Source organism: Thalassobaculum sp. OXR-137 (genome assembly GCF_034377285.1).
Taxonomy (GTDB): domain Bacteria; phylum Pseudomonadota; class Alphaproteobacteria; order Thalassobaculales; family Thalassobaculaceae; genus Thalassobaculum.
Map to the genome: position 1 here is coordinate 3,876,256 of NZ_CP139715.1, position 22,280 is coordinate 3,898,535.

A 22,280-nucleotide genomic window follows, 5' to 3' on the forward strand; every position below is an offset into this window, starting at 1 on the left:
CACCGATAATTTCGGTTGCAGCACGGTCGCCGTCGACCATCGAGCATCATCGGAGTCGGGACAATGACCCTGATCACTCGGGCCCCGGTACGAAGGATCGTCATCATCGACGACTCGGAGAGCGACGCCGAGGCCCTGATCCGGGCGCTGAAGGGCCGCGGCGTGGACGACGTTCTCTGGTTCGATGAACCGCCGGCGCTGGAGACACTGGATCTGGACGAGACCAGCCTGGTGGTCCTGGACCTGATCCTCCGCAAAGAGATCGACGGCCTCAAAGTGCTGGAGCAGATGGCGCAGCTCGGCCTCACCAAACCGCAGATCTTCCTGGTCAGCGGCTTGATGAGCGACCTTCTGGACGTGGCGGAATCCTACGGCCGCGCCAAAGGTTTGAACATCATCGGCTCGGTGGAGAAGCCGGTCTGCCCCCAGGGGATCGCGAAGATGCTGCCCTTGGGATGAGCGGCGCCGGAGCCAGGAGGGGCCGGCGGCCGACGGGCCGTTATGGTCGTTCCGAGCCGAGCGCCTGAAACGCCGCAATCCAGTGCCGACCGATCTCCGCCGCGCTGTAGCGCTCCGCCACCACCCGCTGCCCGGCGCCGATCCGCGCCTCCAGATCCGCCGCCGGCATGGCCAGTGCATCGCGGATACCGTCGGCCAGGCAGTCGCGGATCAGCGCGAAATCGGCGAAGGGCAGGTAGGACGGGATCGGCGAGGCGACCGCCAGCCGGCCGGCGGCGATGGTGTTGATCAGCCGGTTCGGGCTCTTCTGCGCGGAATCCTTCGCCAGATCGCCGGGGATCAGGACGATGTCCGTCGCATCGAGGGCCGCCGCCTGGACCTGGGGCGTCCATTCCTCGAAGCGGATCTTGAACAGACCCTGGTCCTGCTCGGCCGCCGCGGCACAGAGCTGCTGCGCCACGACGTTCTCGTGACAGACCAGCGTGATCCGGAACGGCCGGTCCTCTGCGAGGGCGGCGATCTCCGAGAGGTGCGGGACGAGGTAGACGATGTTCCTGCTGGTGCCGAACCACAGCAGCTCGAGGATGCCGTCTCCACCGAGCTGGGCCTTGGGCGCGCGGATCGCCTCTTCCGCCGGTTCCTCGATGCAGAACCGCCGGCAGTCGGCCGGAACCCAGGCCGCCGCCATCTCCGTCAACCGCGCGCTCGAGCAGAACACCGCGTCGGCACATGCCGCGACGCGGCCCAGCTCGTCGAAGTCGCCGGTCGATCCCAACCCGTCGGCGATATCCACCAGGACCCGCTTGCCGGCCTGCTTCGCCGCCAGGGCCGTCGCGCTGTGGTCTTCGAACGTCTTGCCAAAGAGGACAGTATCGGCGTCCCGGAATGCATCGGAGCCGATCAGGTCCGCCGGCTTATGGCGCACCGCGAGCCACGCGGTGAACCCGGCCGACCGGGCGGCATGATAGGCGACCAGCAGCCGAAGCCGCGTGGTGGCGAGCTGCGCGGTCAGCCGCCCGTCCGGCCGTTGCCCGACCTTGTCGTCGGTGATGATCAGCAGTTTCATGGAGGCTCACCGGGTTGGCGTGGCACAGAGGCCGGTAGATATCGGCCCACGCACACGGTACCGCGTGAGGCGTCAAGGATGAACCGGACAGGGCGCGGCGGACCAGATGTGAAAGCCTTCACAGGAATATGGCGGACGGGGTGGGATTCGAACCCACGAGGGGCTTGCACCCCTGGCGGTTTTCAAGACCGCTGCCTTCAACCACTCGGCCACCCGTCCTATAAGGCGTTTCAACGAGTTAGAAGATGGGCCGGCGCGGTGGCATGTCCATCTGCCACCCGATTGCCACCCTAGTTCCCGAGGACGCCTCGCAGGGCCGCATCGATACGCGAGGCAGCATCCTCCTGCAAGCCTGGAACGGCGTGGCTGTAGACGTCCAGCGTGATCGCCACCGAGGCGTGGCCAAGCCGTTCGCTGACGATCTTCGGATGGACGTTGACGCGGAGCATGTCGCTCGCGTGCGTGTGCCGCAGAGTGTGGAGCGTGACCCTGGGCAGGCCCGCCCGCTTGGCCATGGCGACGAATTCCTTGCTCATCCCGTCCGGCTGGACCGGTTCGCCGTCGATCTTCGTGAAGACCAGCATGGCCGGATCCTTCCCCAGACCGAGCTGCAGCCGCTCTTTCGCCTGCCGGGCGCGGTGCTCCTTCAGTTCCTCGACCACGGACGCCGACAGCGCGATTGTCCGCCGTCCCCGCTTGGTCTTCGGTTCCTTGAAGCGCAGACCCGTCTTCGTGGTCTCCAGCGACTGGGCCACGGTGAGGGAGGAGCGGGGAAGGTCGATATCGGACCAGCGCAGCCCCAGGATCTCTCCACGGCGCAGGCCAGTTCCGAGAGCCAGGAACACCGGAGCGAACAGCCGGGTAGGGCGGGCGATGGCGAGGAGGGCGCGAGCCTCGTCCGGTGAAAGGATGCGCATATCGCCCCGCTCCACCTTCGGCTTGGCGACATCCTCAACGGGGTTGCGCGCGATCAGCCCAAGGGCCCGGGCGCGCTTCAGCGCCACGTTCAACACGCGATCGAAATGCCGGACGGTCTGAGGGGACAGGCCGCCCTTGCCATCCCGCCGGCCGGACTCCAATGCCTTGGCATAGAACTGCTGGATCGCCGCGGCCGACAGTTGGTTGAGGGTAACGGCGCCGAGACCTGGCACCAGATGATGGTTCACGATCTCGGTGTATCGCTCCCAGGTCTTCGCGCTGGTCCCGTGCTTCGCCTGGGCAAGCCAGTCGCTGAGCCACTGCGCGACCGTCAACTTGCCAGCGTTCGCATAGGTCCCGTGGTCGATCGTGGTAAGCCGGTCCCGGAGAACTTTCTGCGCCTCGCGTTTGGAGCCGCGGACGGTCTCAAACTTGGTGCGGCGCTTCCCAGTCAATGGGTCTCGACCGATGTCGTACTTGACCTCCCAAGATCCTGCGCCGCGTTGGCGGATGCTGCCGTTAGCCATTTCCCTACTCCTTGATTAGGCCGCCCTTGGCCAGACCCTCGAAATGCTCAGCCAGTTCACTTACGAGTTGGTCACAGTCTGCCTTGGTCGTTCCTAGATCAGCGGTCATGAGGGCTGCGACGGTTGCGACGATCGCAGGCCGAAGACAATCCTGATCCCGCACCCATGCGCCGGATTGGATGTCTGGTCGGTTCTTACTGAGCGCCTTCATCTTTCCCGTATGGGCGAAGTACCTCGTAAACAGATCCAGAAGTTCGACGAGCTCATTGCTGGCCTCTGCAAGTGGCTCGCGAAAAGAGCGCTCTAACCTCATCTCGGCTTCTTGACTTTGCGATCTGCCGGACAATTCCGCCGCGGCGTCGAGACGACGCTTGACGTCTGGCGTCACGCGGAGACCTAGGGATACCCGTCCCTCCCGGCCTGGCTCTTTGGTTGGCCGACCCCGCCGCTTCCGTTCTTCGGTCATTTCGTACCCTCGCGTCCCTATTGGTGTTTATATTCTATACCGGTACAGAAAAATATTGCAAGAGACCTCCGAGGATCGTATTTCTGTATCAGTACAGCAAACCACATCTAGCTAATAGGAGGCCAATATGCACAACGCTAATCCCACCGACAGAACGCGCGCTGCCAAACCGCAACGTCAGACGTACACGCTGGACGAGTTCGGGGCGATGCTGGGAGTGGGTCGAAATCAGGTCTATGCCGCCGCGCGGGAAGGCCAAATTCCCACCATCAGGATTGGCAAGCGCATACTGGTTCCTAAGGTCGCCGGCGATCGCATGCTGAGCGGGGAGGCGGCCTGATCTATGTCCCGCCCGAAAGCGCGAAGCCCCGCCGTCCGGGTGGATCGCGGGGCCTCGAAATTCGTCCAGCTTGCCGGCCAGGACGGTTTTAAAAGTAGCCCAAACCCCGCAGAAACGCAAGCATTCTGCCCTGACACCACCCGGCGGAGGTGGACGTGATGAGCCTTCGCGCGATCACATGGGCTTGGTCGATTTCCGGGGTATCGGCGCCTCAAAAGCTCGTCTTGCTTCGCTTGGCAGACACCGCCAACGACGACGGGTCCGAGGCCTGGCGAACCACCGCACGGATGGTCGAAGAGACGGGCTTGTCGCGCCGGGCGGTGCAGGGTGCGTTGCGAGGTCTTGAAGCCGCTGGACTGATCGCCGTCGCGCGAGCCGCAAACGCTGGCCGGAAACTCACGACGGTCTATCAACTACCCGTGGCCGATCGTCATCTCCAGAATGAGGTTGAGGAACGCCCGACGGGCGCAGGAGATGCGCCCCTACAGGCGCAGGAGGTGCGCCCCTCGGGTCTTACGGGCGCAGGATATGCGCCCGTAGGGGCGCAGGAGATGCGCAGGACGGGCGCAGGAGATGCGCCCTCTCCATACTATCTCCATCCAATATCTCCGATAGAGAGAGAACGCGCGCAAGCTTCGTTGCTGGAAGAGGGTGGTAGCCCGAAGCCAACCCGGCCGGTGCGGGCAACAAGAATCAGTTCCGACTGGTGGCCTAGCCAGGCCGACTGGGAATTCGCTGCCCGGGAGGGGATGAGCGACAACGCCATCGACCGGGAGGCCGCCCGGTTCCGGGACCATTGGCTCGCCAAGAGCGGGCGCGACGCGGCCAAGGCCGACTGGTCAGCGACGTGGCGCAACTGGATCCGGCGGGCTCACGAGTTCAGGCCGGGCGGACATGGCTCGAAACCAGCCAGCCATATCGACCAAGTCGGGGAGGTGTTCGAACACATCCGGCGAGGGCAGGAGGTGCAATCGTGAGCCGTCTTCCGGCGACAGTGGCCCGGGAAACGGGCCTGTCGACTATCCGCCTGGACCTGGAGCGTGGCCCGTACGGATGGCTCGCGTACTCCATGCCCGACCGATACAGCCGTCTCCCGACGCTAGCCGAGGAAGACGAGATCCGCCGAGATCTTGTCGCGGCCACTGAACCGGTTGAAGTGAGCGAACTGGAGCGGGCAATCGCCCGGCTTGTCGCAGCGTATCCACAGCGCGGCGCAGCAGATATCCGCGGCTATGTGATCGGCCTGGCCGAACACCTCGCCGGATTTCCTGCGGATGTGGTCGCCCGGGCCTGCTGGGAAATCGTCCACGCGAAGGCGTTCTTGCCCGCCGTAGCCGAGGTTGTCGCCCTGGCCGAAAGTTACGCGGGTCCGCGCCGGCATGCCCTACGCGCGCTGGACGCGGTCGACGTGGAGCGCGAGCGCCGGCGGAAAGTCGAAGCCGAGCAGGCACGGCAGGAAGACTCCCGCCAGCGGTGGCGTGCGGCCGAGACTCAGGTGCTCGACGCCATCGCCGCGGCAAAGCCGGGCCACGATGCTGCCGAGATCTTCGACCGGCTGGGCATTAACCACCGCATCCGCCTCAAGCTTGCGGCGATCGGGTCGGATGACGACCTGGTCGCCCTTGTGGACGCGCTGGAGGTCGGCTGATGACCCGCCCCCGCACTGACAATCCCAAGCCCGCCACCCTCCGCACCCGCAAGTGGCGGGCACTTCAGAAGGCCGGCAAGGGCACGTTTTTCTATCGCCAAGAAGCCGACGACCGAATTGTCGGATTACTTATAGATCACGGAATAATCGAGGCGAATGTCAGCGAGGATCACAAGGTACTGAGCGATACGGTCTACCGGCTAGTTTTCGAAACCCTCACTACCAAAAGGAACGCGTTCGATACGTCGCGCTCGGATTAGGGCAAATTTCTTGGCGAATCACCGAACCAGAGGCTGAACACAATGGCGACAAAGACGAAACAGCCCGACGACGATTACGTTGCCCTGCTGGCCGTGCCGCCGAAGCCGGCGACGCTGGTCGCCGCCGAGCAAGCCCTGCACGACGCGGTTTCGGCCCGTGAGGCCGGGCAGGTGAAGCACGTCGAGGCGTCGAGGGTTCTGGCTCGGCAGGTGCCAGGCCAGCCGCAGACGATTACCACCTGCGAAGTCGATGAGATCGGCAAGAGCCTCGCCGCACTCTATGCCGCCGAGGACGACGCTCAAGCCGCCCTGGACGCCGAGAAAAAGGCCTTTGAGGACGCGACGGTCTCCCGGCTCCTCGACGGTCTCGAGATTCTCGCTGACACGGTCGGAGAGCGGTTGAACGATCTGGACCGCCTGATCGACCCCGCCGTTATCGCCGCCGTCGAGGTTCGGCAGCGCGGCTTTTTCCTGCCGAACAGCCTCATGCCCCGCTTGCGGGACCTGCGCGGCGGGATTGAAAGCATGCGGCGGGTCCTCAACGCCAGCCGCCGGCACGCGAAGGCGAGCGACGGACCGATGCCTCAGGCCGCATGGAGGCAGGAACGATGACCGAGACCACGACCAGCCCCGCCGACTACAGCCGCGAGACCCGCGTGCTGGCCCGTGCCGCTGAGACCCTGGCCCGTGTAGCACGCTCGCCGGAAGCGGATCCTGCCGCTGAGTGGTCCCGCTCGGTGGTCGATGTCGCCCTGGTGCGCGCAGTCGATCTGTGTCGAAAGGCCTGGAATGCACCCTACGTCCGCGAGGGATGCGGGCGCGGTATCCCGTCAATCCAGGGAAATTGCGAAAACAAAAGTCTCTGGCTTCAAAGCCGCCTGGGCGGCGTCGTCCTCTCTGGATGGAAGCCGAAACAGGAGCATCACGCGGTCCTGTTATTCGCCTGCGAGGGCGACCTTTTCATCGCGGATCATGGGCGCGTGGTCCCGGTCGGGGACTACCGCGAGTTCTTCGTTGATGGCTTCTATCACCGTGGCGGAGCGCATACGTCATGAGCATCGACCAGACATCGCCGCTCGACGCTATAGCCCAACTTCTGTCGCGTTCTCGCGCCACACCGAAAGAACAGGCAACGCTCGCCGACGTGGAAGACGCGGTTGGCGACATCGGCGCGATCTTCGGCGAAGCGCTCAGCGAAGTACGCGCAACCACCACGGTCCTGTCGGAGCGTATCGCCGCCCTTGAGGTCGCTGCGACCCGTAGCGAACCGCCGGCAAAGCCCCGTGTTCGCGTACCGGCCCGCTCACTGCGTCAACCAAACCCGGACTCAACCGCACCGGCGAGCATGCCGAACCACGCGGACGAGGAGCGCGCGGCGCCTTTAGGCGAGCATGCAGTGGAGGCGCCGCGCAGCATCCCAGACACGGAGACAGGCCAGTGACCGACTCCAGCGACGGCGGCGACGACTTCAAAACTAGCTTTTGGGACGCCCTGCGCGGCGCGATCGAGGCCGCAGTCGAGGAGGCCGTCGAACCGCTGCACGCCAGGCTCGATGCAATTGAAATCAGGCTCGGCGCAGTCAATGGCGCCATCGCCGCGTTTGAGGCCGTCTGCGCCAGGAAGGCTGGCCGATAATGCCCAAGCGCCCACCACTCGCTGTTAGGCAAGCCGATGCCAAGCCGGCTGGCCGGTGGCGCGAGATCGACGCCCGGCGCGGCACTGCCGCTCAGCGAGGCTACAACGCGCGATGGCAGCGGATGCGGCGGCGGTTCCTATCCCGCCCTGAGAACGCGCTGTGCGTCATGTGCCGGACCGAGGGGCTGACCACCGAGGCGACGGTGGTTGACCACATCGTGCCGCACCGAGGCGACCCAGCTCTGATGTGGGACGAGACCAACCTGCAGCCGCTCTGTGCATCGCACCACGGCCGCGAGAAACAGCAGATGGAATCCACCGGTCGGGTGAAGGGTGCGGACCTATCCGGCCGGCCGGTCGACCCTGGCCACCCCTGGAACCGGAGCGACCAATGAGCGACACGACTGCCCAGGTGCGGGCGATCATTGAAGGGGCGATCACAGACCTGATGCGCCTCGGCATGGAACGGGAAAGCGCAGCCCGCCTGCTGGCGATCCAGGGCTTGATCCGCATGGCATCGGATGCGGCCCGGAAGGAGCTGCTCTACCTCGTGGATCCTGAAAACCACGCCAGCCCGGAAGAGATCGCGGCTTGTGGTGATGAAGACGACGATGAGGGCATCGACTGATGCCGAGCCGCCCGCCAGTACACCGCGCCCCCCGATCGGCAACCCGCCAGCAGCAGCGCCGCAGCACCGACGCGCGCCGCTATCGGGAGAACGGGGAACTGCGCCGCTGGTACATGCGCGCCGCGTGGCGCAAGCGGGTGCGGCCGGACCATCTCTCATCGGAGCCGCTCTGTCGCATCTGCCGTGTGGTGTTTGATCGGGTCGAGCTTGCCACGGACGTGCACCATACGGAGCCGCCGACGAGCTGGGAGAAGTTCCTGGCCGGTCCTTTCGCCTCGCTGTGCGCTGACCATCACCGCGAGATCACCGCCGCAATCAGCCACGGCCGGCGGCCCTTCCACCTCATGCGGAACGCTGACGGACAGCCGGTCGCACCACTCCACGACGCCCTGTGGCGCGAGCTCGGGGCGCCGACGCCATGAGGAGGGGGGAGGGGTCGAAAACCCTGACGGGGACCGGTCGCATGCCGGTCGGTTGGTCAAATTTCTGCGCGTGCATTTGAAAATTTGGGGCGAATTAAAAATCGCGAACCTGGTCATGGAGGCCTTGTGATCGATGGCGACTGCAACTGAAGAGCTCCTCCTCCGTCTCGACGCCACCGCCGAAGGATTGCGGCGCGAGCTGCGCAAAGCGGACGATACCGTCGGCGACTTCGCCCGGAAGACCGACCGGCGCATGAAAGAAGTCGACGAAGCGATGAGCAGGGTCAACCGGGCGGGCAACCTGGTGACGAAAGGTCTCGGCGCGCTCGGCGTGGCGCTGTCGGTGGGGGCCGTCGTCAACTTCACGAAGTCGAACATTGCCAGCGCCGATTCACTCGTCAAAATGGCCGACGCCCTCGGCCTGACGATCGAAAGCCTGCAGGAGTACAGGTTCGGTGCCGCGCGATCGGGTGTGGCGACGGAGGCGCTCGACAAATCGCTCGAGCAGTGGATCCGCCGGCTGGGCCAGGCGCAGGCGGGGACCGGCAACCTTCTCCCGATCCTCAAACAGTACTCCATCGCTTTGCGGGATAACGATGGGCGCCTGCGCTCAACCGAGGCAGTGCTTGGCGACTACGCGGACGCCCTGGCCAGCGCTGTCAGCCCCCAGGAGCGCATGCGGCTGGCCACCGAGGCGTTCGGTAAGTCCGGTGGGCCGATGGTCAACCTGCTCAAGAATGGCTCCGCCGGCCTCGCTGATCTCGCGACCCAGGCCAACGATGCGGGTGTCGTCCTCGGTGGCGACCTGGCCCGCCGATCTGAGGAACTGAACGACCGCCTCGGTATCCTATCCGAGCGGGCGGACACGGCCGCGCAGACCTTCGTGCTCTCCATGGCGCCGGCGATCGAAGCTGCGATCGGGGTTTTCGAGCGGCTGTCCGTGGCTGTGGCCGATGCGGTCGGTGGGCTTGGCCCGCAGACATTCATGTTCGGCGACGAGCTCGACGCCGCCCGGGCGCAGGCGGAAGCGCTTCGCGGCGAACTGGAAGCACTGGCCGATGTGGACGGGCGGTCGGCCACCCGGCAGAGCATCGCCTTGCGCGCCCGCCTCGGCGCCCTGGAGGCGGTGGACCCCTACAAGGAACTTGCGCGGGTCCAGGGCGAGATTGTCGACCTCCAGGACAAGATCGCCAATGGTGGCCGCGCCCGCGGCAAGAGCGCTCAGAATACGGCCGCACAGGAGCGCCTCGCCGAGCTGGAGAAAGAGTCCGTCGCGATCCAGGGCTTCATCGACCGAGCCGAGCGTGGTGGGAAGGCAGCCGCCGACGTGGTCGCCTCGACCAGCATGAAGGCGTCCGCAGCGGTCAATGACAACCTCACCAGCCTGGACACCCAGCTTGCCCGGTCGCGGAAGGCGTATGAGGCGCTGGCCGGATCCGGGCTCGCCGCGTTCGAGAAGATCTCCGCCGGCTTCGATCTGGACCAGAAAGCGGCCGATGCCGCCGAGGCTTTCAACAGCGCGAACAAGGCGCTTATCGAGTCCGGTCAACTCCAGTCCCGCACCGCCGCCGACTACCGCGACACCCTCGGCGAGATCGCCGAGCTGCAGGAACGCACCGCCGATCGCCAGGCGCTGGACCAGTACATCGCCGGCCTAGGCGAGGAGTACGATCTGGCGAAGCTTCGGCTGCAGGTGGGTGAGGACGAAGCGAAGATCCGGACAGATATCGCCAAGCTGCGCAAGGCAGGCGTCCAGATCTCCGACACCGAGGAAGCGGCCATCCTGAAGACCGCCGCCGCGACCAAGAAGCTGTCCGACCAGTGGGACACGCAGACCGAGGCGCAGAGGAAAGCGGCCCGGGCTGCGGAGGACGCGGCTAAGAGCCTGGACACCATCCCCGATGAACACGCCGAGGCATTCGGCGCCCTGGTCATGGAGGCCCTTCGATGAGCGTTCTCAACATCAATTTCGCCCCCGGTCGGATCGACCTGCTTTCGGACACGCTCTGCTATTCCGGAGGGGAGCCGCACTCGCTGTGCGAGACGAAGACGCATGTTGCTCCGTCCGGCCGCTTCGCCTGGACGACCCGCGGCTATGTCTCGCTGGGCGAGCGCTTCGATGAAATGGCGGCAGGCCTCGCGGACGCCGATGGTGCGATCCTGGCCGCCCGGGTCTTTGCCGAAACGCTGGCCGATGACGCCGTAGGGAAGGGACTCGAGATCACCGTCGCCGGCTGGAGCGACCGTCTGGGAGCCTTGGCCGTCCAGATGGTCACCAAGGCGCCGAGGGAACCGGTGCAGGCCGAAACCTTCACCGAGGGCGTCCACCTGCTGCCCCGGCCGGCGACGCTGCCTCCCATGCCCTCGACGGTGTCGGAGGCGCAGTTCATCCGCCTGGCCCTCGCACAGTGGAAGGTGCGGGACCAGTTCATGGGCCAGCTCTGCATCGGCGGCGTGATGCACCTGACGACCGTTACGGCGGCCGGGGCGGATCAGCGCATCGTCGGGCTCTATCCCGACCACGCGCAGCACGCCGAAGCCTTCAGCGATCCGAACGCCGCCGCCGTAGCCGCCTTCCTGGCACAGCAGGCCGCGGCATGATCAGCCGCGCAACCTTGGGCGCAGTCGCCCGTGGCGTGGCCAAGCGCTTCGCACCGGAGCGCGCGGCACTGCTGACCGATCTGACCGAGGCCCGATCGTCCGACGCCTTCGACGCCGCCGCCTTCGCCGAGCGCATGGAGGACGCCGCCGACCGGCACGCCGACGCGGTGGTCAAGGCCGTCCGCCCGCTCCTGACCCGAGTGCGACTGACGCCGGCCGGCCGGGAAGTGGTCGACATCGCCCTGGCCCAGATCCGCACCGAAACCCGCAATCGCCTGCTGCCGGCCGGAATGACCGCAGCCGACGTGCGCGCGAACCTGGCCGACGCCGAGGCGAAGGACGGCGAGATTTTCGACCTGTTCGCCGCTGCCCTGGAGGACGACACATGACCGCCGAGACCGTGGAAGACCTGCGCGTCGCCCGCCGGGGCGACATGATCGAGCGCCTGCTGGCCACGCAGGAGGAACTGGCCCGCTACCTCGGCGCCGAGACGCCCCGGCAGACCTGGCGGACCTTGGCCAGCCGGATCGCGGGTGACCTGTCGGCCCTGTATCTGCACATGGCGGGCGAGGAACTGTCGTTCGACCCGCCGCGCCTGCGCAGCGTGATCACGGCCCGCCGCAAGCTGAAGGAAGCCGGGATCGAGGAACCGCCCGTCATGGCGCAGCTCGTCCGCTCTGCCGAGGCTGCAGCCGGCGCCGCCGTCGACCGTGGGGAGGCCTGGCCGAAGCAGCGCGACCGGTGGCGGTTCACGCTCCTGGTGGGGATGCATGTCGATTACGCAGCCGCCCTCGCGCAGCTCTGGGAAGATCCGGCCGTGCATGCCAGCACTGTGGACCTTGGCCACCGCGTCCAAGAGATCGCCGCCACCCTGGAAGGCCAGTTCGACCCCGGCCGCACCCCAGCCAACGATTCAGCCGAAAAGGAACCGAGCCATGAACCAGCCTGAAGCCACACAGACCCCGGACGCCGGAGCCGCTGCACCGGTGCCGCCCCCCGCGCAGGCGGAAGGGGACTCCTTCGAGTTGACCCTGGCAGGGGAGGCCGTGGCGCTGACGCCGAGCGCAGACGGCATGATCCGGATTTCCCGGGCGTTCGGTGGGCTGCTGCCGGTCATCGATCGCGTGAAGGCCGTCGACCTGGACGCCCTCGGGGTGGTGGTCCATGTCGGTCTTGGCCGGCCGGACGGCAGCACGGTGAAGAAGACCATCACCGCCGTCGCGAAGTCCGACCTGGCCGAAGTCACCGGGGCCTGCCTGGGCTACGTGACGCGCCTGCTCAATGGCCCGGGGAAGGGGTAGGGCTGCGGCAGATCAAGTCGCCAAACAGGTTGCAACGGAGAATTGCACAATGAACCATATCGCTTCGGCCGTGGATGACTGCTCGGGAGCGAAGCGCGTGCGACGGGACATGGATGTGGTCCGCGAGATCCTGCTTCATGTCGAAGCGCGTGAAGATCTTAGGGCGCAGGCGATCGTGATCGAAGGGCGCGATCCGCTCATTGTAGGCCGACATATCGAAATGCTTCACCAAGAGGGGCTCCTAGACGGCACGCCCTTGCGCAGCAGCTCAGAGCCGAATTACGCCCGCGTTCTGGTGAGAGACCTCACTTGGGAGGGCCACGACCTTCTGGCCGCCATAAAAAATGATACCGTTTGGGGACAGATCAAAAAGACGTTCTCGCCGTCAGACTTGGCGTCCATGCCGCTGAAGGTGATCAAAGAAGTGGGAGTCGAAGCTCTCAAACGGTGGGCTCTGGGACAGATCGGTGGCGCCGGAAATTGAGTCCTGCTCCAGAACGGTGGCATAGAGGGACGGTCATTCTTCGTCCGGCGCCAATCGCCGTCGGGCCTCTTCAACCGCCTCACGAATTTGCCTCTCCACTCCTCTTGAGAGCCTGACGTTGGTCAGCAGCCAATCGGCGGTATCGACGCCGTCCAGAGCCCATTCTCTGTTCGGGCTCCGCATAGGCTCTAGAATTTGCCGGACGATTGCGGAGCTAGACGACCCGGATCCGCCAACAGCACCGGCATGCGGATAGTCGGCCGGAGCGAGTGAGAAATTTCGATTTAGCAGGGCTCTCGAAGCCTCGGCATTTGTGTCGGGGCGCTGCGTCAATTCCTCCAACAGCCTCGCGCCATGGATCGGATGATAGGCAGGCGAGCGCAAAGCCTCGCGCAGCGTCGGTAGGTCGGATTCATCCGGATTGATTGGCTCATCCAGACGCCCGATGAGTCGTCGTATACAAAGCACCATATGATCTAGGAAAAATAAATCCTGCTCGAAATAAATATAGCCGAACACTAAATATCTATTGTCGGAGTGTCCAAATTCCGCAAGGCGTTCTATGAACTGTTCAATCGTCTGATCATGCCAGTATTCGTCTTCAACCCAATCTGGCCGTTGCATGCTTTCAGGCAAAAGCTCTCCAGCCAAGTCGTTGACCTCGTTATATAGCCTTACGATATCGTGCCCCTGCGTCCGGGCACTGTGGCCGTTCATCAACAGCACAGCCTTGAAGTACTTCTCGAGGCAATGGGCGCTGAGCCAAAAGAAGGTCGACATCATGCGGGTGCTCATTGCCCAGCGCGCGGTGACGTAATCCTCGTCTGCGGTGCGCACGAACATGTCGTAGATAATCTGCGCTCTCATAGCCAACTGGTAGAGAGATCGATGGTCAGCCTGGTCCGTCATGGCCCTTCCTAAGCCGTACCCCGGCGCCGCCGCCATTCTCCGGTATTAACTCGACGCCGGCTTCCTCGATTGCTCGAATGACAGCGGCGACGTTGTTGGCCAGCCCTGCCGCATTTCCGTCGCTCGCCTCCATTCGTCTCAGGGTCGCGACGGAGACGTTGGCCGCGGCTGCCAGGGTCTTCTGATCAAGCCCAGCCATGACGCGGGCTGCGGCGATCTGCCGACCGGAAACGTTCATTGAGCGATTCCTATCATTTTGATCCATAGATATTGACTAACGCTCACTTTGAGCGAAATATATCACTCCGCGTGAAATCATCCAACGGGAGTGAAGCATGATTAATCGCACATCGCCCACCATCACCCGCCGCCAGGCTCTTGCCGGTCTCGCGGTTCCCGCGATCGCCGGCAGCACCGGAGCCGCGGCGGCCCTGTCTCATCCGGACGCGGAGCTGCTCGCGCTCTGCGAAACGGCCCATGCCGAACGGAAGGCCTGCAACGACGCTCCGTCCGACGAAGCCGGCGACCCGCACTACGACCGCGCCTGCGAGGCGACGGACGCCCTGATGGAGATCACACCTCAAACCTCGGCCGGCTTTGCCGCCAAGCTGCGCGCCCTCGGTGAGGATGAGAAAGCGGCGGACGCCGCCGTGATGCGCCGGCTGATCCACGACGCATATGCAGTCGCTGGCGGTGTGGTCCCGGAGCCGCTGACCCCCAACCTCGACGGCGCCATCGAATTCGCCAAGCAACTTGCCGAAGAGATCCGCGTTGCGGCGGCACAGCGTAAGGCAGAACGGCAGGCCCAGGAACAGGAACGGCTGGCCCTGGCTCAGGAATCCTCGGAGGACCGGATCCGGCGCTTCCTTGCCGAGGCGGTGCGGTCATGAGCGCGCGGAAGCCGCCGGCCGGCACACTCACGCCCTGGATCTGGCCCACGGCGGAAATCATCGCCCGGTCGGACCATGAGTCCCAAGGCGAGGGCGTCGACGGCTGGATGGTCGACGCCATGACCGAGGCCCGGCTGGCACTGATGGACGCTCTGCGCCACGGCGTGCCCGCTGACGGCCGGGAGGCCGCTATCCTGGCCCTCGCCCTGCTGCCGATCACCACGGCGCTGCACAAGCGCCTGATGGACGCCAAGGCGCCATCGCCCGACCTGGGGCTGGTGGCGACGCTGCGCGACGGGCTGGAGCGGATTGCCTTGCGGATCGCCCCCACTGACCCGGAAGAGCGGAAGGTCTTCGACGCCCTGCACGCGGTCGCCGGCGGGGAGCAGGAGGGCCCTACGGTCTTGCGCTTCGACTATGCCACCGGTGAGGCCGTCATCGGTGGCCAGCGATCACTCGCGCCGTGACCAAGCGTCAAGCCCGTGCGATGCTCGCACACGGAGTTTCGTGAAAGGACGTGACCATGACGATGAGCGATGCGGAACCTCCCGCAGCCCTGTACACAGCCCTTTCGCTGCCGGTGCTGTCGATCGACGGGCGCGTGTTCAATGGCCACACCGTGCGATGGCACGTGATCGAGCGCCCGCGCCCGTTCGATCCAGCTCCATTCACGGAAATCGACGATGAACTCCTGGCCGATTTCGAGGCGAACGAAGAATATGCGGTAGAGTTGGTCCACAATACCCGCGAGGTGATCGCCGAATCCTTCACGGCAGAGGAAGTGGCCGCCCTGCGTTCGTACCTGTCGGAGGCGCATGATACCGCTCTGTTCGCCTCGCCGGTGGCTGTGCCGCTGGCCCCGTTTCAGGACGGCGACCTGCGTGCGACGGGTCGCTGGTGGGCCGATCGACCACGTGTTGACGGAAGCGGGCACCAGATGATCTGGCTACATCGCAGTTACGGTTACTCGCTGCCGTTCAAGGTGATTGGGCACACCATCAGCCCGCCGTCTGTCGTCGACCACGCCTCGGCCAGGAGCGGCGCAATCGAGGCGGTTTCAGCAGGCATGACCGGCTTGGGATTGTCGTAACCACATCCGGGACCTGGTACCGCCCCAGGGGGGGGCGCCCTCGAAACCCTATCGTGGCGCTCTCTTAGACCAGTGCGGTAGTTCCATTTTCACTGAGAGTGATTTTGGAAGGGGGGGATGTCGCCCATCCCCATAGGGGATGACCCTGCAAAATCGATGTTCAATGGTGGGATTCTCCCACCGTTTGCGCTCGGATAGGACAGAGGCCTGATCACCGCACGCGGCCGGTTCAGTGATGGGTCGAGCGTTGAGCACCGCGTGGTCATGGTAAGATAGAGACGTGTCATTGCCGCGAAGGTGCTGATCCATGTTGGAGCACGTTGCAGGGTCAATTCTCGCGCTCGCGCTGGGGGGTGTTGGGTGGATAGCGTTCCACCTTTTTGGGGCCCCATATACGGACCTGCGGCAGCTTCGGCGTGAATCCTACGAGGCGCTTATCTTCACGGCAAATGTAGGTTCGTGGCTTCTCGATCGCGACGAAGATGGCAACCTCTACCGACCGGATGGTCCGGAGATCATACGTGCGCACTCAGAGGATCTACGCCGGCTGTCAGTTAGGACCACGGCCGCTGACACGGTGGCCACGGACGCGGTGCGATACTTCGTAAGAAAGTGGCACGGATGGGATCCGAAGCTTGCGGCTGGCGGGCTCTTGGGCCTTTCGAATTCACTGGCTGAACCAATAGGCGTTAGAGCTAGGGCAAGGTACCGGGTCGAAAAGGGCTTCCGTCTCCCTCATGAAATGAGTGAGGAAGACGTGCTCGCGGAGTGGAAGGCATACCGAGATCGGCTGCACGATGACGGATGAAGAGATCCTAGCCAAGTACGGCGGGGAATACTGGACCACCGCCGTGAACGAAGCCGAGCAGGTCGCGTGCAAGCGCCTGGTGAAGGCGGGGCTGCTCGAGGAACTGAAGCAGCGCCGGAAGGGCTTCGCCTCGCTGTTCCGGGCGCCCCAGCCACCCAAGTCGACGCCCTGATTGCCACCCCATTTGCCACCCAACTGCACGGGACGGGCAAAAATTACGAAGGACGGGGAGGGAAGGAGGGGCGAAAAATCCGAGGATTTCCGCGCCTCCTAGTGACAATCAGGGACAGCCAGGGACACCGCTATACGGTTTTCAAGACCGCTGCCTTCAACCACTCGGCCACCCGTCCGTGCCTGGCCCGCGCGTCGGCGGACCGGCATCTGCTGCCGCATCGATACAAGCGCCGGGCGCGCGCCGCAAGCACCTCACCGACCCAATCCGCTGCAAGAGTCACATCGCGTCCCCCTTGAAGCCGCCGCGCAGGCGTGGCACACGCGGTGTCGGGGACGCGGGTACGGACTTCAGCCAGGGAGTTGGCGGTGAGGATCAGTTTTGGACGTGCGCCGATGGATGTCCCCGCGGCAGCACTGCGCGCGGGTATCAGACTGCTGGCGGGCGGCGTGCTGCTGGCCGGTCTCGGCGGCCCGGCAGGCGCCAACGAACAGCCCTTCGACGCCTGGCTCGACGGCGTGCGCCAGGAGGCGAGGGGCCGCGGCGTGTCGGACCGGATTCTCGACGCCTCGCTGACCGGCATCAAGCCGATCCCGCGGATCATCGAGCTCGACCGCAGCCAGCCCGAGTTCAAGCTGAAGGTCGACGAGTATCTCTCCCGGGTCGTCACCCAGGGCCGGATCGACTACGGCCGCACCCTGCTGCAGCGCCATCACGAATTGCTCGACGCGGTGTCGAAACAGTACGGCGTGCAGAAGCGCTTCATCGTCGCCCTGTGGGGCATCGAGACCGATTTCGGCCGCATCACCGGCGGCTTCGACGTGGTCACCGCCCTGGCCACCCTGGCCTATGACGGCCGGCGCAGCGAGTTCTTCCGCAAGGAGCTGATGTTCGCCCTGGAGATCCTGGAGCAGGGGCATATCGCGCCGAAAGACATGCAGGGCTCCTGGGCCGGCGCCATGGGTCAGAGCCAGTTCATGCCCTCCAGCTTCCACCTCTTCGCCGTCGACCAGGACCGCGACGGCGACAAGGACATCTGGGGCAGCCTGCCGGACGTGTTCGGCTCGATCGCCACCTACCTGTCGAAATCGGGCTGGCGCGACGACATCACCTGGGGCCGCGAGGTCTCGATTCCCGCCGGCTTCGACAAGACGGCGATCGCGCAGGAGACCAAGAAGACCCTGCCGCAATGGGAGGCGCTCGGCGTGCGCAAGGTCGGCGGCGGCGAGCTGCCCGGCCGGGCGGTCGAGGGCCGGATGGTCGAGGTCACCCAACGCGATGGCTCCTCGCGCTACTTCATGGCCTACGAGAATTTCGAGACGATCCTCAAGTGGAACCGCTCGACCTATTTCGCGATCGCGGTCGGTACGCTTGCCGATGCCCTGGGGGCACGGTAGTTTCACGATCTAGCGGTGGATAACATCGGGACCACCACAATATGCAGATATCAATGCTGAATTCGATCGCCGGGAGATGGGTCTCGGCCCTCCTGCTGGGCGTTGCCGTCGTGCTCGCCGGATGCGCCGAGACCGAGCTCTTGGTGCACACGGCGAAGACCGCCAAGAGTCAGAACGCGGCCCCGGCGACGGGCTACTACAAGGTCGGCAACGCTTACCAGATCCAGGGGGTCTGGTATTATCCCAAGGAGGAATGGGACTACTCGGAGACGGGGATCGCCTCCTGGTACGGCCCGGGCTTCCACGGCAAGAGCACCGCCAATGGCGAGGTGTTCAACGAGAACGCCCTGACCGCCGCCCACCGCACCCTGCCGATGCCGAGCATCGTGCGGGTCACCAACCTGGACAACGGCCGCTCGATCGTCGTCCGGGTGAACGACCGCGGGCCCTTCGCCCATGGCCGCATCATCGACATGTCCCGGCGCAGCGCCCAGCTGCTCGGCTTCATGAACAAGGGCACGGCCAAGGTCCGGGTCGAGCTGCTGGAGCCGGAGAGCCTGCGCGAGCGGGCCGCGGCCCAGGGCCTGGACTATGTGCCGTCGCCGGACCCCAAACTGCCGTCGGCGCCGGCCCCCAGCGCCGCCCCGTCCGGCTCGGTGCAGGTGGCGGTCCTGAATGCGCCGAGCGGCGCCCGCACCGCCCGAGGCACGCCGGGGGCGACGGCGATCCCGGCCCCGGCGGTGACCGCCTCCGTGCCGGCGGCGAGGGCCCCCGCGACGGACACGCCGCGCCCGCTGGTCAGCCGCACCAAGCCGGAAGCCACCCAGATCTACATACAGGCCGGCTCCTTCGAGGATCCCGACAACGCCCAGCGCCTGACCGGCCGGCTGGGCGCGTACTTTCAGGGCGCCCATGTGAAGCCGGCCGAGGTCTCGGGTAAGACGTTCTACCGGGTCCGGATCGGCCCGATCAACGAAGTGGACAATGCCGACAGGCTGCTGGAGCGGGTGATCGTCGCCGGCTATCCCGGGGCGCGCATCGTTCTCGACTGAGGCCATGGCAGCGCCGACGCCCGAATGTCGCGCGCGCCGCCGCACTTCCGTCCCATTCCGCGGCGAGACTGCCGTGAGACAGTCATCCCCGACCACCCCATTCCGGAGCGGACCGCCGAAGATGAGAGTCAGCATCCTCACCCGTCTCGCCACACTGATCCTGTTCCTGGCGCTCGCCGTCCCGCCGGCCGCCGAGGCGGCCCGGATCGAGACCAACGCGCGGGAGGCGATCCTCCTGGACTACGACACCGGCCAGGTGCTGTTCCAGAAGAACGCCGACGAGCTGATGCCGCCGGCCTCGATGACCAAGATCATGACGGTCTTCCTGGCCTTCGAGCGGCTCGCCGACGGCCGGCTCCACATGGACGACGAGATTCCGATCTCCGAGAAGGCCTGGCGCAAGGGCGGCTCCAAGATGTTCGTGGAGATCGGCTCTCGGGTGACGGTGCACGACATCCTGCGCGGCATCATAGTGCAGTCGGGCAACGACGCGTCGATCGCGCTGGCCGAGGCCATCGCCGGGACCGAGGAGGCCTTCGCCGAGCTGATGACGGAGAAGGCGGCGGAGATCGGTATGAAGGACGCCACGTTCCGCAACTCCACCGGCTGGCCGGATCCGGAGCACCGGATCACGGCGCGCGGCCTCGCCACCCTGGCGGCCGAGACGATCCGGCGGTTTCCCGATTACTACGAGATATTCTCCGAGGAGACCTTCACCTACAACGAGATCAAGCAGGGCAACCGCAACCCGCTGCTCTACAAGGGCATGGGTGCCGACGGCCTGAAGACCGGCCATACGGAGAACGCGGGCTACGGCCTGACCGCCAGCGCCAAGCGCGGCGACCGGCGGCTGGTCCTGGTGGTCAACGGCCTCGACAGCGTCAGCCAGCGCTCCAGCGAGAGCGAGCGGATGCTGGAATGGGGATTCCGCGAGTTCGACAACTACAAGATGCTGGAACGCGGCGAGGTGATCGAGCAGGCGGCCGTCTGGCTCGGCGACGAGGCGACCGTGCCGCTGGTCACCGAGAACGAGCTGATCCTCACCATGCCGCGCGCTGCCCGCAAGGAGATGCGGGTCACCGTCGAATACGACGGGCCGATCCCGGCGCCGATCGTGAAGGGCCAGGTCCTGGCCAGGATGCGGATCGCCGCACCGGACATGGAAGACCGGGTGGTGCCGCTGCGTGCCGGCACCGATGTGGGCAAGCTCGGCCCGCTTGGCCGGATCACCTCGGCGGTCGGACACCTCATCTGGGGACCGAGCACGGGTGACTGACGCCGCGACGCCCCGGCGCGGGCGCTTCATCACCCTGGAAGGCGGCGAGGGGGCCGGCAAGTCGACCCAGATCGCCGCCCTCTGCGCCTGGCTGGCGCAGCGCGGCATCACCGCCGTCAGGACCCGCGAGCCGGGCGGCGCGCCGGGGGCGGAGGAGATCCGCCGCCTGCTGGTCACCGGCGAGCCCGGCAAATGGGACGCGATCACCGAAGCGCTGCTGATGAACGCCGCCCGGCGCGACCATGTGGTGCGCACCATCCGCCCGGCGCTGGAGCGCGGCGACTGGGTGGTCTGCGACCGGTTCTACGACAGCACCCTGGTCTATCAGGGCGTGGCCGGCGGGGTGCCGATGGCGACCCTGCGCAGCCTGATCGACATGGCGGTGGAGGACACCCGGCCCGACCTGACGCTGATCCTCGACATCGACCCGGCGACCGGGCTGAGCCGGGCCGGAGCGCGGGCAGGGGAGCGAACAGGGGGGAACGATCCGGCGGCCGAGACCCGGTTCGAGCGCAAGGGCGCGCCGTTCCACGCCAAGGTGGCCCAGGGCTTCCGGGCGCTGGCCGCCGACGAGCCGGAGCGCTGCGCCCTGATCGACGCCACCGGATCGGTGGAGACGGTCGCCCAGGCCATCCTCTCGGCCGTGTCCGCCCGCCTGTCCCTGGGCTAGACTGCGCGCATGAGCGATACCTCCGACGACTCCCCGCAGGCCGAAGGGCTGCCCACGCCGGCCGCCGCCACCGAGCTGTTCGGCCATGGCGATGCCGAACGCCGGCTGCTGGAGGCCTGGAATTCCGGACGGATGCCCCATGCCTGGCTGTTCGCCGGCCCGCCGGGCATCGGCAAGGCGACGCTGGCCTTCCGCCTGGCCAAGTTCGTGCTGTCTGGCGGCGGCGAAGCCGCGGGCGGCCTGTTCGGCGAGGCGCTGCCGCCGACCAGCCTGTCGGTCGATCCGGAGCATCTGGCGGTGCGGCAGGTCTCGGCGGAATCCCACCCGGACCTGAAGATCCTGCGCCGCAAGCCGAACGACCGCGGCGTGATGAGTGCGGTGATCCGAGTGGACGACGTCCGTGCCTTCGAAGGCTCGCTGCATTTCCGCACCAGCTCCGGCGGCTGGCGGGTGGCGATCGTCGACGAAGCCGAGAAGATGAACCGGAACGCGGAAAACGCACTTCTCAAGATACTTGAGGAACCGCCCTCCAAGACATTGATTATCATTGTTTCTAATGCGCTGAACGCCATGCTGCCGACCACCCGGTCGCGCTGCCGTCGGCTGCTGCTGTCGCCGCTGGAGGACGAGGCCGTCGCCGCCCTGGTGTCGCGCGCGCATCCGCATCTGCCGCGGCCGGACATGGACCTGATCCTGCGCCTGGCGGAGGGCAGTCCCGGCCGGGCCGTCGAGTTCGTGGAGGCCGGCGGCGCCGAGCTGTACCGCAACGTCGCCAAGGTGCTGGCCGACCTGCCGGAGGTGAGCGGCGAGAACCTGCACGCGCTGGCCGGGAGCTGGGGCGGGCGCAAGCCGAAAGAGGGCGAGCAGGATCCGTTCAGCACCGGCACCGACCTGCTGCTGCGCTGGATCGACCGGGCGATCCGGGCCGCCAACCACGCGCCGGGCCTGCACGAGATCATCCCCGGCGACCTGGAGGCCGGCCGCATCTACGTCGCCCGCATCGGCGTGGAGGCCGCCTTCCGCCGCCGCGAGGCGGTGCAGCGGCTGATCCGGCTGGAGAGCGCCCTGAACCTGGACCGCAAGCAGGTGCTGATCGACGCGGTCCACACCCTGGCCTTCGGCGAGGGGCTGGAACGCCGCCGCGCCTGAGCCCATCCCGGTCCCGAGCGGCGCCGCACCGCGCTGCACCATCAGCGACCTTGATCGGCCCGGTGTGGCGGGTTACCCAAGGGCCGCCTCTTTCCGGGGCACCAGCGGAGAC

The 22,280-nt window shown here is 66.1% G+C and carries 32 protein-coding genes, 2 tRNA genes and 1 pseudogene; 28 read left to right on the forward strand and 7 right to left on the reverse strand.

Going from position 1 to position 22,280, the window contains the following annotated elements:
* The first annotated feature begins 63 nt into the window (after positions 1–63).
* Complete coding sequence (locus tag T8K17_RS17960; RefSeq protein WP_322331108.1) at positions 64–459, forward strand: response regulator; 396 nt, start codon at positions 64–66, stop codon at positions 457–459.
* Between the two features lie 40 nt (positions 460–499).
* Here the strand turns inward: T8K17_RS17960 and T8K17_RS17965 are convergent, their stop codons facing one another.
* The 4 genes from T8K17_RS17965 to T8K17_RS17980 form a co-directional block, all read right to left on the reverse strand.
* Positions 500–1,525 (reverse strand): hypothetical protein, encoded by a 1,026-nt coding sequence (locus T8K17_RS17965; protein WP_322331109.1) that lies wholly within the window; start codon positions 1,523–1,525, stop codon positions 500–502.
* 129 nt (positions 1,526–1,654) lie between these two features.
* A tRNA-Ser gene (locus T8K17_RS17970) sits at positions 1,655–1,744 on the reverse strand.
* Between the two features lie 71 nt (positions 1,745–1,815).
* Positions 1,816–2,970, reverse strand: coding sequence for a tyrosine-type recombinase/integrase (locus T8K17_RS17975; protein WP_322331110.1), 1,155 nt, complete (start codon positions 2,968–2,970; stop codon positions 1,816–1,818).
* A gap of 4 nt (positions 2,971–2,974) precedes the next feature.
* Positions 2,975–3,358 carry a TraY domain-containing protein gene (locus T8K17_RS17980; protein WP_322331111.1) on the reverse strand — a complete coding sequence of 128 codons (384 nt, stop codon included), beginning with the start codon at positions 3,356–3,358 and terminating at the stop codon, positions 2,975–2,977.
* 205 nt (positions 3,359–3,563) lie between these two features.
* On the opposite strand from T8K17_RS17980, the gene T8K17_RS17985 reads away from it, so the two are divergent.
* The 18 genes and pseudogenes from T8K17_RS17985 (at position 3,564) to T8K17_RS18065 (ending at position 12,755) form a co-directional block, all read left to right on the forward strand.
* The gene (locus T8K17_RS17985; protein ID WP_322331112.1) at positions 3,564–3,776 is read left to right on the forward strand and encodes a helix-turn-helix domain-containing protein; all 213 of its coding nucleotides are present in this window, start codon (positions 3,564–3,566) and stop codon (positions 3,774–3,776) included.
* Positions 3,777–3,934: 158 nt separating this feature from the next.
* Positions 3,935–4,126, forward strand: a pseudogene (locus T8K17_RS26300) (helix-turn-helix domain-containing protein); the annotation flags it as partial.
* 399 nt (positions 4,127–4,525) lie between these two features.
* Positions 4,526–4,753, forward strand: coding sequence for a hypothetical protein (locus T8K17_RS17990; protein ID WP_322331113.1), 228 nt, complete (start codon positions 4,526–4,528; stop codon positions 4,751–4,753).
* The gene (locus T8K17_RS17995; protein ID WP_322331114.1) at positions 4,750–5,424 is read left to right on the forward strand and encodes a hypothetical protein; all 675 of its coding nucleotides are present in this window, start codon (positions 4,750–4,752) and stop codon (positions 5,422–5,424) included. The genes T8K17_RS17990 and T8K17_RS17995 overlap by 4 nt, the downstream gene beginning before the upstream one ends.
* Positions 5,424–5,684 (forward strand): hypothetical protein, encoded by a 261-nt coding sequence (locus T8K17_RS18000; RefSeq protein WP_322331115.1) that lies wholly within the window; start codon positions 5,424–5,426, stop codon positions 5,682–5,684. Before T8K17_RS17995 ends, T8K17_RS18000 begins: the two co-directional genes overlap by 1 nt.
* Before the next feature lie 42 nt (positions 5,685–5,726).
* The gene (locus tag T8K17_RS18005; RefSeq protein ID WP_322331116.1) at positions 5,727–6,296 is read left to right on the forward strand and encodes a hypothetical protein; all 570 of its coding nucleotides are present in this window, start codon (positions 5,727–5,729) and stop codon (positions 6,294–6,296) included.
* Positions 6,293–6,739 (forward strand): hypothetical protein, encoded by a 447-nt coding sequence (locus tag T8K17_RS18010; protein ID WP_322331117.1) that lies wholly within the window; start codon positions 6,293–6,295, stop codon positions 6,737–6,739. The genes T8K17_RS18005 and T8K17_RS18010 overlap by 4 nt, the downstream gene beginning before the upstream one ends.
* Entirely contained in the window at positions 6,736–7,125 is a 390-nt protein-coding gene (locus T8K17_RS18015; protein ID WP_322331118.1) for a hypothetical protein, read from the forward strand. Before T8K17_RS18010 ends, T8K17_RS18015 begins: the two co-directional genes overlap by 4 nt.
* The gene (locus T8K17_RS18020) at positions 7,122–7,319 is read left to right on the forward strand and encodes a hypothetical protein (RefSeq protein ID WP_322331119.1); all 198 of its coding nucleotides are present in this window, start codon (positions 7,122–7,124) and stop codon (positions 7,317–7,319) included. The genes T8K17_RS18015 and T8K17_RS18020 overlap by 4 nt, the downstream gene beginning before the upstream one ends.
* Positions 7,320–7,486: 167 nt before the next feature.
* Positions 7,487–7,714, forward strand: coding sequence for an HNH endonuclease (locus T8K17_RS18025; RefSeq protein ID WP_322331120.1), 228 nt, complete (start codon positions 7,487–7,489; stop codon positions 7,712–7,714).
* A complete protein-coding gene (locus T8K17_RS18030; RefSeq protein ID WP_322331121.1) occupies positions 7,711–7,947 on the forward strand; it encodes a hypothetical protein in 237 nt (78 codons plus the stop codon). Before T8K17_RS18025 ends, T8K17_RS18030 begins: the two co-directional genes overlap by 4 nt.
* Positions 7,947–8,369 (forward strand): hypothetical protein, encoded by a 423-nt coding sequence (locus T8K17_RS18035; protein WP_322331122.1) that lies wholly within the window; start codon positions 7,947–7,949, stop codon positions 8,367–8,369. The genes T8K17_RS18030 and T8K17_RS18035 overlap by 1 nt, the downstream gene beginning before the upstream one ends.
* Positions 8,370–8,502: 133 nt before the next feature.
* On the forward strand, positions 8,503–10,320 hold the full coding sequence (locus T8K17_RS18040; protein ID WP_322331123.1) for a hypothetical protein: 1,818 nt from the start codon (positions 8,503–8,505) through the stop codon (positions 10,318–10,320).
* Complete coding sequence (locus T8K17_RS18045; protein WP_322331124.1) at positions 10,317–10,970, forward strand: hypothetical protein; 654 nt, start codon at positions 10,317–10,319, stop codon at positions 10,968–10,970. The genes T8K17_RS18040 and T8K17_RS18045 overlap by 4 nt, the downstream gene beginning before the upstream one ends.
* Complete coding sequence (locus T8K17_RS18050; RefSeq protein ID WP_322331125.1) at positions 10,967–11,359, forward strand: hypothetical protein; 393 nt, start codon at positions 10,967–10,969, stop codon at positions 11,357–11,359. Before T8K17_RS18045 ends, T8K17_RS18050 begins: the two co-directional genes overlap by 4 nt.
* Entirely contained in the window at positions 11,356–11,919 is a 564-nt protein-coding gene (locus tag T8K17_RS18055; RefSeq protein ID WP_322331126.1) for a hypothetical protein, read from the forward strand. Before T8K17_RS18050 ends, T8K17_RS18055 begins: the two co-directional genes overlap by 4 nt.
* Entirely contained in the window at positions 11,906–12,271 is a 366-nt protein-coding gene (locus T8K17_RS18060) for a hypothetical protein (RefSeq protein ID WP_322331127.1), read from the forward strand. The genes T8K17_RS18055 and T8K17_RS18060 overlap by 14 nt, the downstream gene beginning before the upstream one ends.
* Before the next feature lie 49 nt (positions 12,272–12,320).
* Positions 12,321–12,755 carry a DUF2513 domain-containing protein gene (locus T8K17_RS18065; protein WP_322331128.1) on the forward strand — a complete coding sequence of 145 codons (435 nt, stop codon included), beginning with the start codon at positions 12,321–12,323 and terminating at the stop codon, positions 12,753–12,755.
* A gap of 33 nt (positions 12,756–12,788) precedes the next feature.
* Here T8K17_RS18065 and T8K17_RS18070 read toward each other — a convergent pair whose 3' ends face one another.
* Both T8K17_RS18070 and T8K17_RS18075 read right to left on the reverse strand, forming a co-directional pair.
* On the reverse strand, positions 12,789–13,664 hold the full coding sequence (locus tag T8K17_RS18070; protein WP_322331129.1) for a HEPN domain-containing protein: 876 nt from the start codon (positions 13,662–13,664) through the stop codon (positions 12,789–12,791).
* Entirely contained in the window at positions 13,648–13,902 is a 255-nt protein-coding gene (locus tag T8K17_RS18075) for a helix-turn-helix domain-containing protein (RefSeq protein WP_322331130.1), read from the reverse strand. The genes T8K17_RS18070 and T8K17_RS18075 overlap by 17 nt, the downstream gene beginning before the upstream one ends.
* A 97-nt stretch (positions 13,903–13,999) precedes the next feature.
* Here T8K17_RS18075 and T8K17_RS18080 point away from each other — a divergent pair, with 97 nt between their 5' ends.
* The 4 genes from T8K17_RS18080 (at position 14,000) to T8K17_RS18095 (ending at position 16,624) form a co-directional block, all read left to right on the forward strand.
* On the forward strand, positions 14,000–14,554 hold the full coding sequence (locus T8K17_RS18080; protein ID WP_322331131.1) for a hypothetical protein: 555 nt from the start codon (positions 14,000–14,002) through the stop codon (positions 14,552–14,554).
* Positions 14,551–15,021, forward strand: a complete 471-nt coding sequence (locus T8K17_RS18085; RefSeq protein ID WP_322331132.1) for a hypothetical protein — start codon at positions 14,551–14,553, stop codon at positions 15,019–15,021. Before T8K17_RS18080 ends, T8K17_RS18085 begins: the two co-directional genes overlap by 4 nt.
* Positions 15,022–15,077: 56 nt before the next feature.
* A complete protein-coding gene (locus tag T8K17_RS18090) occupies positions 15,078–15,644 on the forward strand; it encodes a hypothetical protein (RefSeq protein ID WP_322331133.1) in 567 nt (188 codons plus the stop codon).
* Positions 15,645–16,441: 797 nt separating this feature from the next.
* Positions 16,442–16,624 (forward strand): hypothetical protein, encoded by a 183-nt coding sequence (locus tag T8K17_RS18095; protein WP_322331134.1) that lies wholly within the window; start codon positions 16,442–16,444, stop codon positions 16,622–16,624.
* A gap of 49 nt (positions 16,625–16,673) precedes the next feature.
* Here T8K17_RS18095 and T8K17_RS18100 read toward each other — a convergent pair.
* A tRNA-Ser gene (locus T8K17_RS18100) sits at positions 16,674–16,802 on the reverse strand.
* Positions 16,803–17,019: 217 nt separating this feature from the next.
* On the opposite strand from T8K17_RS18100, the gene T8K17_RS18105 reads away from it, so the two are divergent.
* The 5 genes from T8K17_RS18105 to T8K17_RS18125 all read left to right on the forward strand — a co-directional run bounded on the left by T8K17_RS18105 (position 17,020) and on the right by T8K17_RS18125 (position 22,168).
* Positions 17,020–18,021, forward strand: a complete 1,002-nt coding sequence (locus T8K17_RS18105; RefSeq protein WP_322331135.1) for a lytic murein transglycosylase — start codon at positions 17,020–17,022, stop codon at positions 18,019–18,021.
* 53 nt (positions 18,022–18,074) lie between these two features.
* Positions 18,075–19,073 carry a septal ring lytic transglycosylase RlpA family protein gene (locus T8K17_RS18110; protein WP_322331136.1) on the forward strand — a complete coding sequence of 333 codons (999 nt, stop codon included), beginning with the start codon at positions 18,075–18,077 and terminating at the stop codon, positions 19,071–19,073.
* A 121-nt stretch (positions 19,074–19,194) separates the two neighbouring features.
* Complete coding sequence (locus T8K17_RS18115; RefSeq protein ID WP_322331137.1) at positions 19,195–20,349, forward strand: D-alanyl-D-alanine carboxypeptidase family protein; 1,155 nt, start codon at positions 19,195–19,197, stop codon at positions 20,347–20,349.
* Positions 20,342–21,019, forward strand: coding sequence for a dTMP kinase (tmk, locus tag T8K17_RS18120; protein ID WP_322331138.1), 678 nt, complete (start codon positions 20,342–20,344; stop codon positions 21,017–21,019). Before T8K17_RS18115 ends, tmk begins: the two co-directional genes overlap by 8 nt.
* 9 nt (positions 21,020–21,028) lie before the next feature.
* A complete protein-coding gene (locus T8K17_RS18125; RefSeq protein ID WP_322331139.1) occupies positions 21,029–22,168 on the forward strand; it encodes a DNA polymerase III subunit delta' in 1,140 nt (379 codons plus the stop codon).
* Positions 22,169–22,280 lie beyond the last annotated feature (112 nt).

Coding starts and splice junctions, on each gene's coding strand:
- T8K17_RS17960 (WP_322331108.1), top strand. CDS start 64: ATGACCCTGATCACTCGGGCCCCGGTACGAAGGATCGTCATCATCGAC.
- T8K17_RS17965 (WP_322331109.1), bottom strand. CDS start 1,525: ATGAAACTGCTGATCATCACCGACGACAAGGTCGGGCAACGGCCGGAC.
- T8K17_RS17975 (WP_322331110.1), bottom strand. CDS start 2,970: ATGGCTAACGGCAGCATCCGCCAACGCGGCGCAGGATCTTGGGAGGTC.
- T8K17_RS17985 (WP_322331112.1), top strand. CDS start 3,564: ATGCACAACGCTAATCCCACCGACAGAACGCGCGCTGCCAAACCGCAA.
- T8K17_RS17990 (WP_322331113.1), top strand. CDS start 4,526: ATGAGCGACAACGCCATCGACCGGGAGGCCGCCCGGTTCCGGGACCAT.
- T8K17_RS18000 (WP_322331115.1), top strand. CDS start 5,424: ATGACCCGCCCCCGCACTGACAATCCCAAGCCCGCCACCCTCCGCACC.
- T8K17_RS18005 (WP_322331116.1), top strand. CDS start 5,727: ATGGCGACAAAGACGAAACAGCCCGACGACGATTACGTTGCCCTGCTG.
- T8K17_RS18010 (WP_322331117.1), top strand. CDS start 6,293: ATGACCGAGACCACGACCAGCCCCGCCGACTACAGCCGCGAGACCCGC.
- T8K17_RS18015 (WP_322331118.1), top strand. CDS start 6,736: ATGAGCATCGACCAGACATCGCCGCTCGACGCTATAGCCCAACTTCTG.
- T8K17_RS18025 (WP_322331120.1), top strand. CDS start 7,487: ATGTGCCGGACCGAGGGGCTGACCACCGAGGCGACGGTGGTTGACCAC.
- T8K17_RS18030 (WP_322331121.1), top strand. CDS start 7,711: ATGAGCGACACGACTGCCCAGGTGCGGGCGATCATTGAAGGGGCGATC.
- T8K17_RS18035 (WP_322331122.1), top strand. CDS start 7,947: ATGCCGAGCCGCCCGCCAGTACACCGCGCCCCCCGATCGGCAACCCGC.
- T8K17_RS18040 (WP_322331123.1), top strand. CDS start 8,503: ATGGCGACTGCAACTGAAGAGCTCCTCCTCCGTCTCGACGCCACCGCC.
- T8K17_RS18045 (WP_322331124.1), top strand. CDS start 10,317: ATGAGCGTTCTCAACATCAATTTCGCCCCCGGTCGGATCGACCTGCTT.
- T8K17_RS18050 (WP_322331125.1), top strand. CDS start 10,967: ATGATCAGCCGCGCAACCTTGGGCGCAGTCGCCCGTGGCGTGGCCAAG.
- T8K17_RS18055 (WP_322331126.1), top strand. CDS start 11,356: ATGACCGCCGAGACCGTGGAAGACCTGCGCGTCGCCCGCCGGGGCGAC.
- T8K17_RS18060 (WP_322331127.1), top strand. CDS start 11,906: ATGAACCAGCCTGAAGCCACACAGACCCCGGACGCCGGAGCCGCTGCA.
- T8K17_RS18065 (WP_322331128.1), top strand. CDS start 12,321: ATGAACCATATCGCTTCGGCCGTGGATGACTGCTCGGGAGCGAAGCGC.
- T8K17_RS18070 (WP_322331129.1), bottom strand. CDS start 13,664: ATGACGGACCAGGCTGACCATCGATCTCTCTACCAGTTGGCTATGAGA.
- T8K17_RS18075 (WP_322331130.1), bottom strand. CDS start 13,902: ATGAACGTTTCCGGTCGGCAGATCGCCGCAGCCCGCGTCATGGCTGGG.
- T8K17_RS18080 (WP_322331131.1), top strand. CDS start 14,000: ATGATTAATCGCACATCGCCCACCATCACCCGCCGCCAGGCTCTTGCC.
- T8K17_RS18085 (WP_322331132.1), top strand. CDS start 14,551: ATGAGCGCGCGGAAGCCGCCGGCCGGCACACTCACGCCCTGGATCTGG.
- T8K17_RS18090 (WP_322331133.1), top strand. CDS start 15,078: ATGACGATGAGCGATGCGGAACCTCCCGCAGCCCTGTACACAGCCCTT.
- T8K17_RS18095 (WP_322331134.1), top strand. CDS start 16,442: ATGACGGATGAAGAGATCCTAGCCAAGTACGGCGGGGAATACTGGACC.
- T8K17_RS18105 (WP_322331135.1), top strand. CDS start 17,020: ATGGATGTCCCCGCGGCAGCACTGCGCGCGGGTATCAGACTGCTGGCG.
- T8K17_RS18110 (WP_322331136.1), top strand. CDS start 18,075: ATGCTGAATTCGATCGCCGGGAGATGGGTCTCGGCCCTCCTGCTGGGC.
- T8K17_RS18115 (WP_322331137.1), top strand. CDS start 19,195: ATGAGAGTCAGCATCCTCACCCGTCTCGCCACACTGATCCTGTTCCTG.
- T8K17_RS18125 (WP_322331139.1), top strand. CDS start 21,029: ATGAGCGATACCTCCGACGACTCCCCGCAGGCCGAAGGGCTGCCCACG.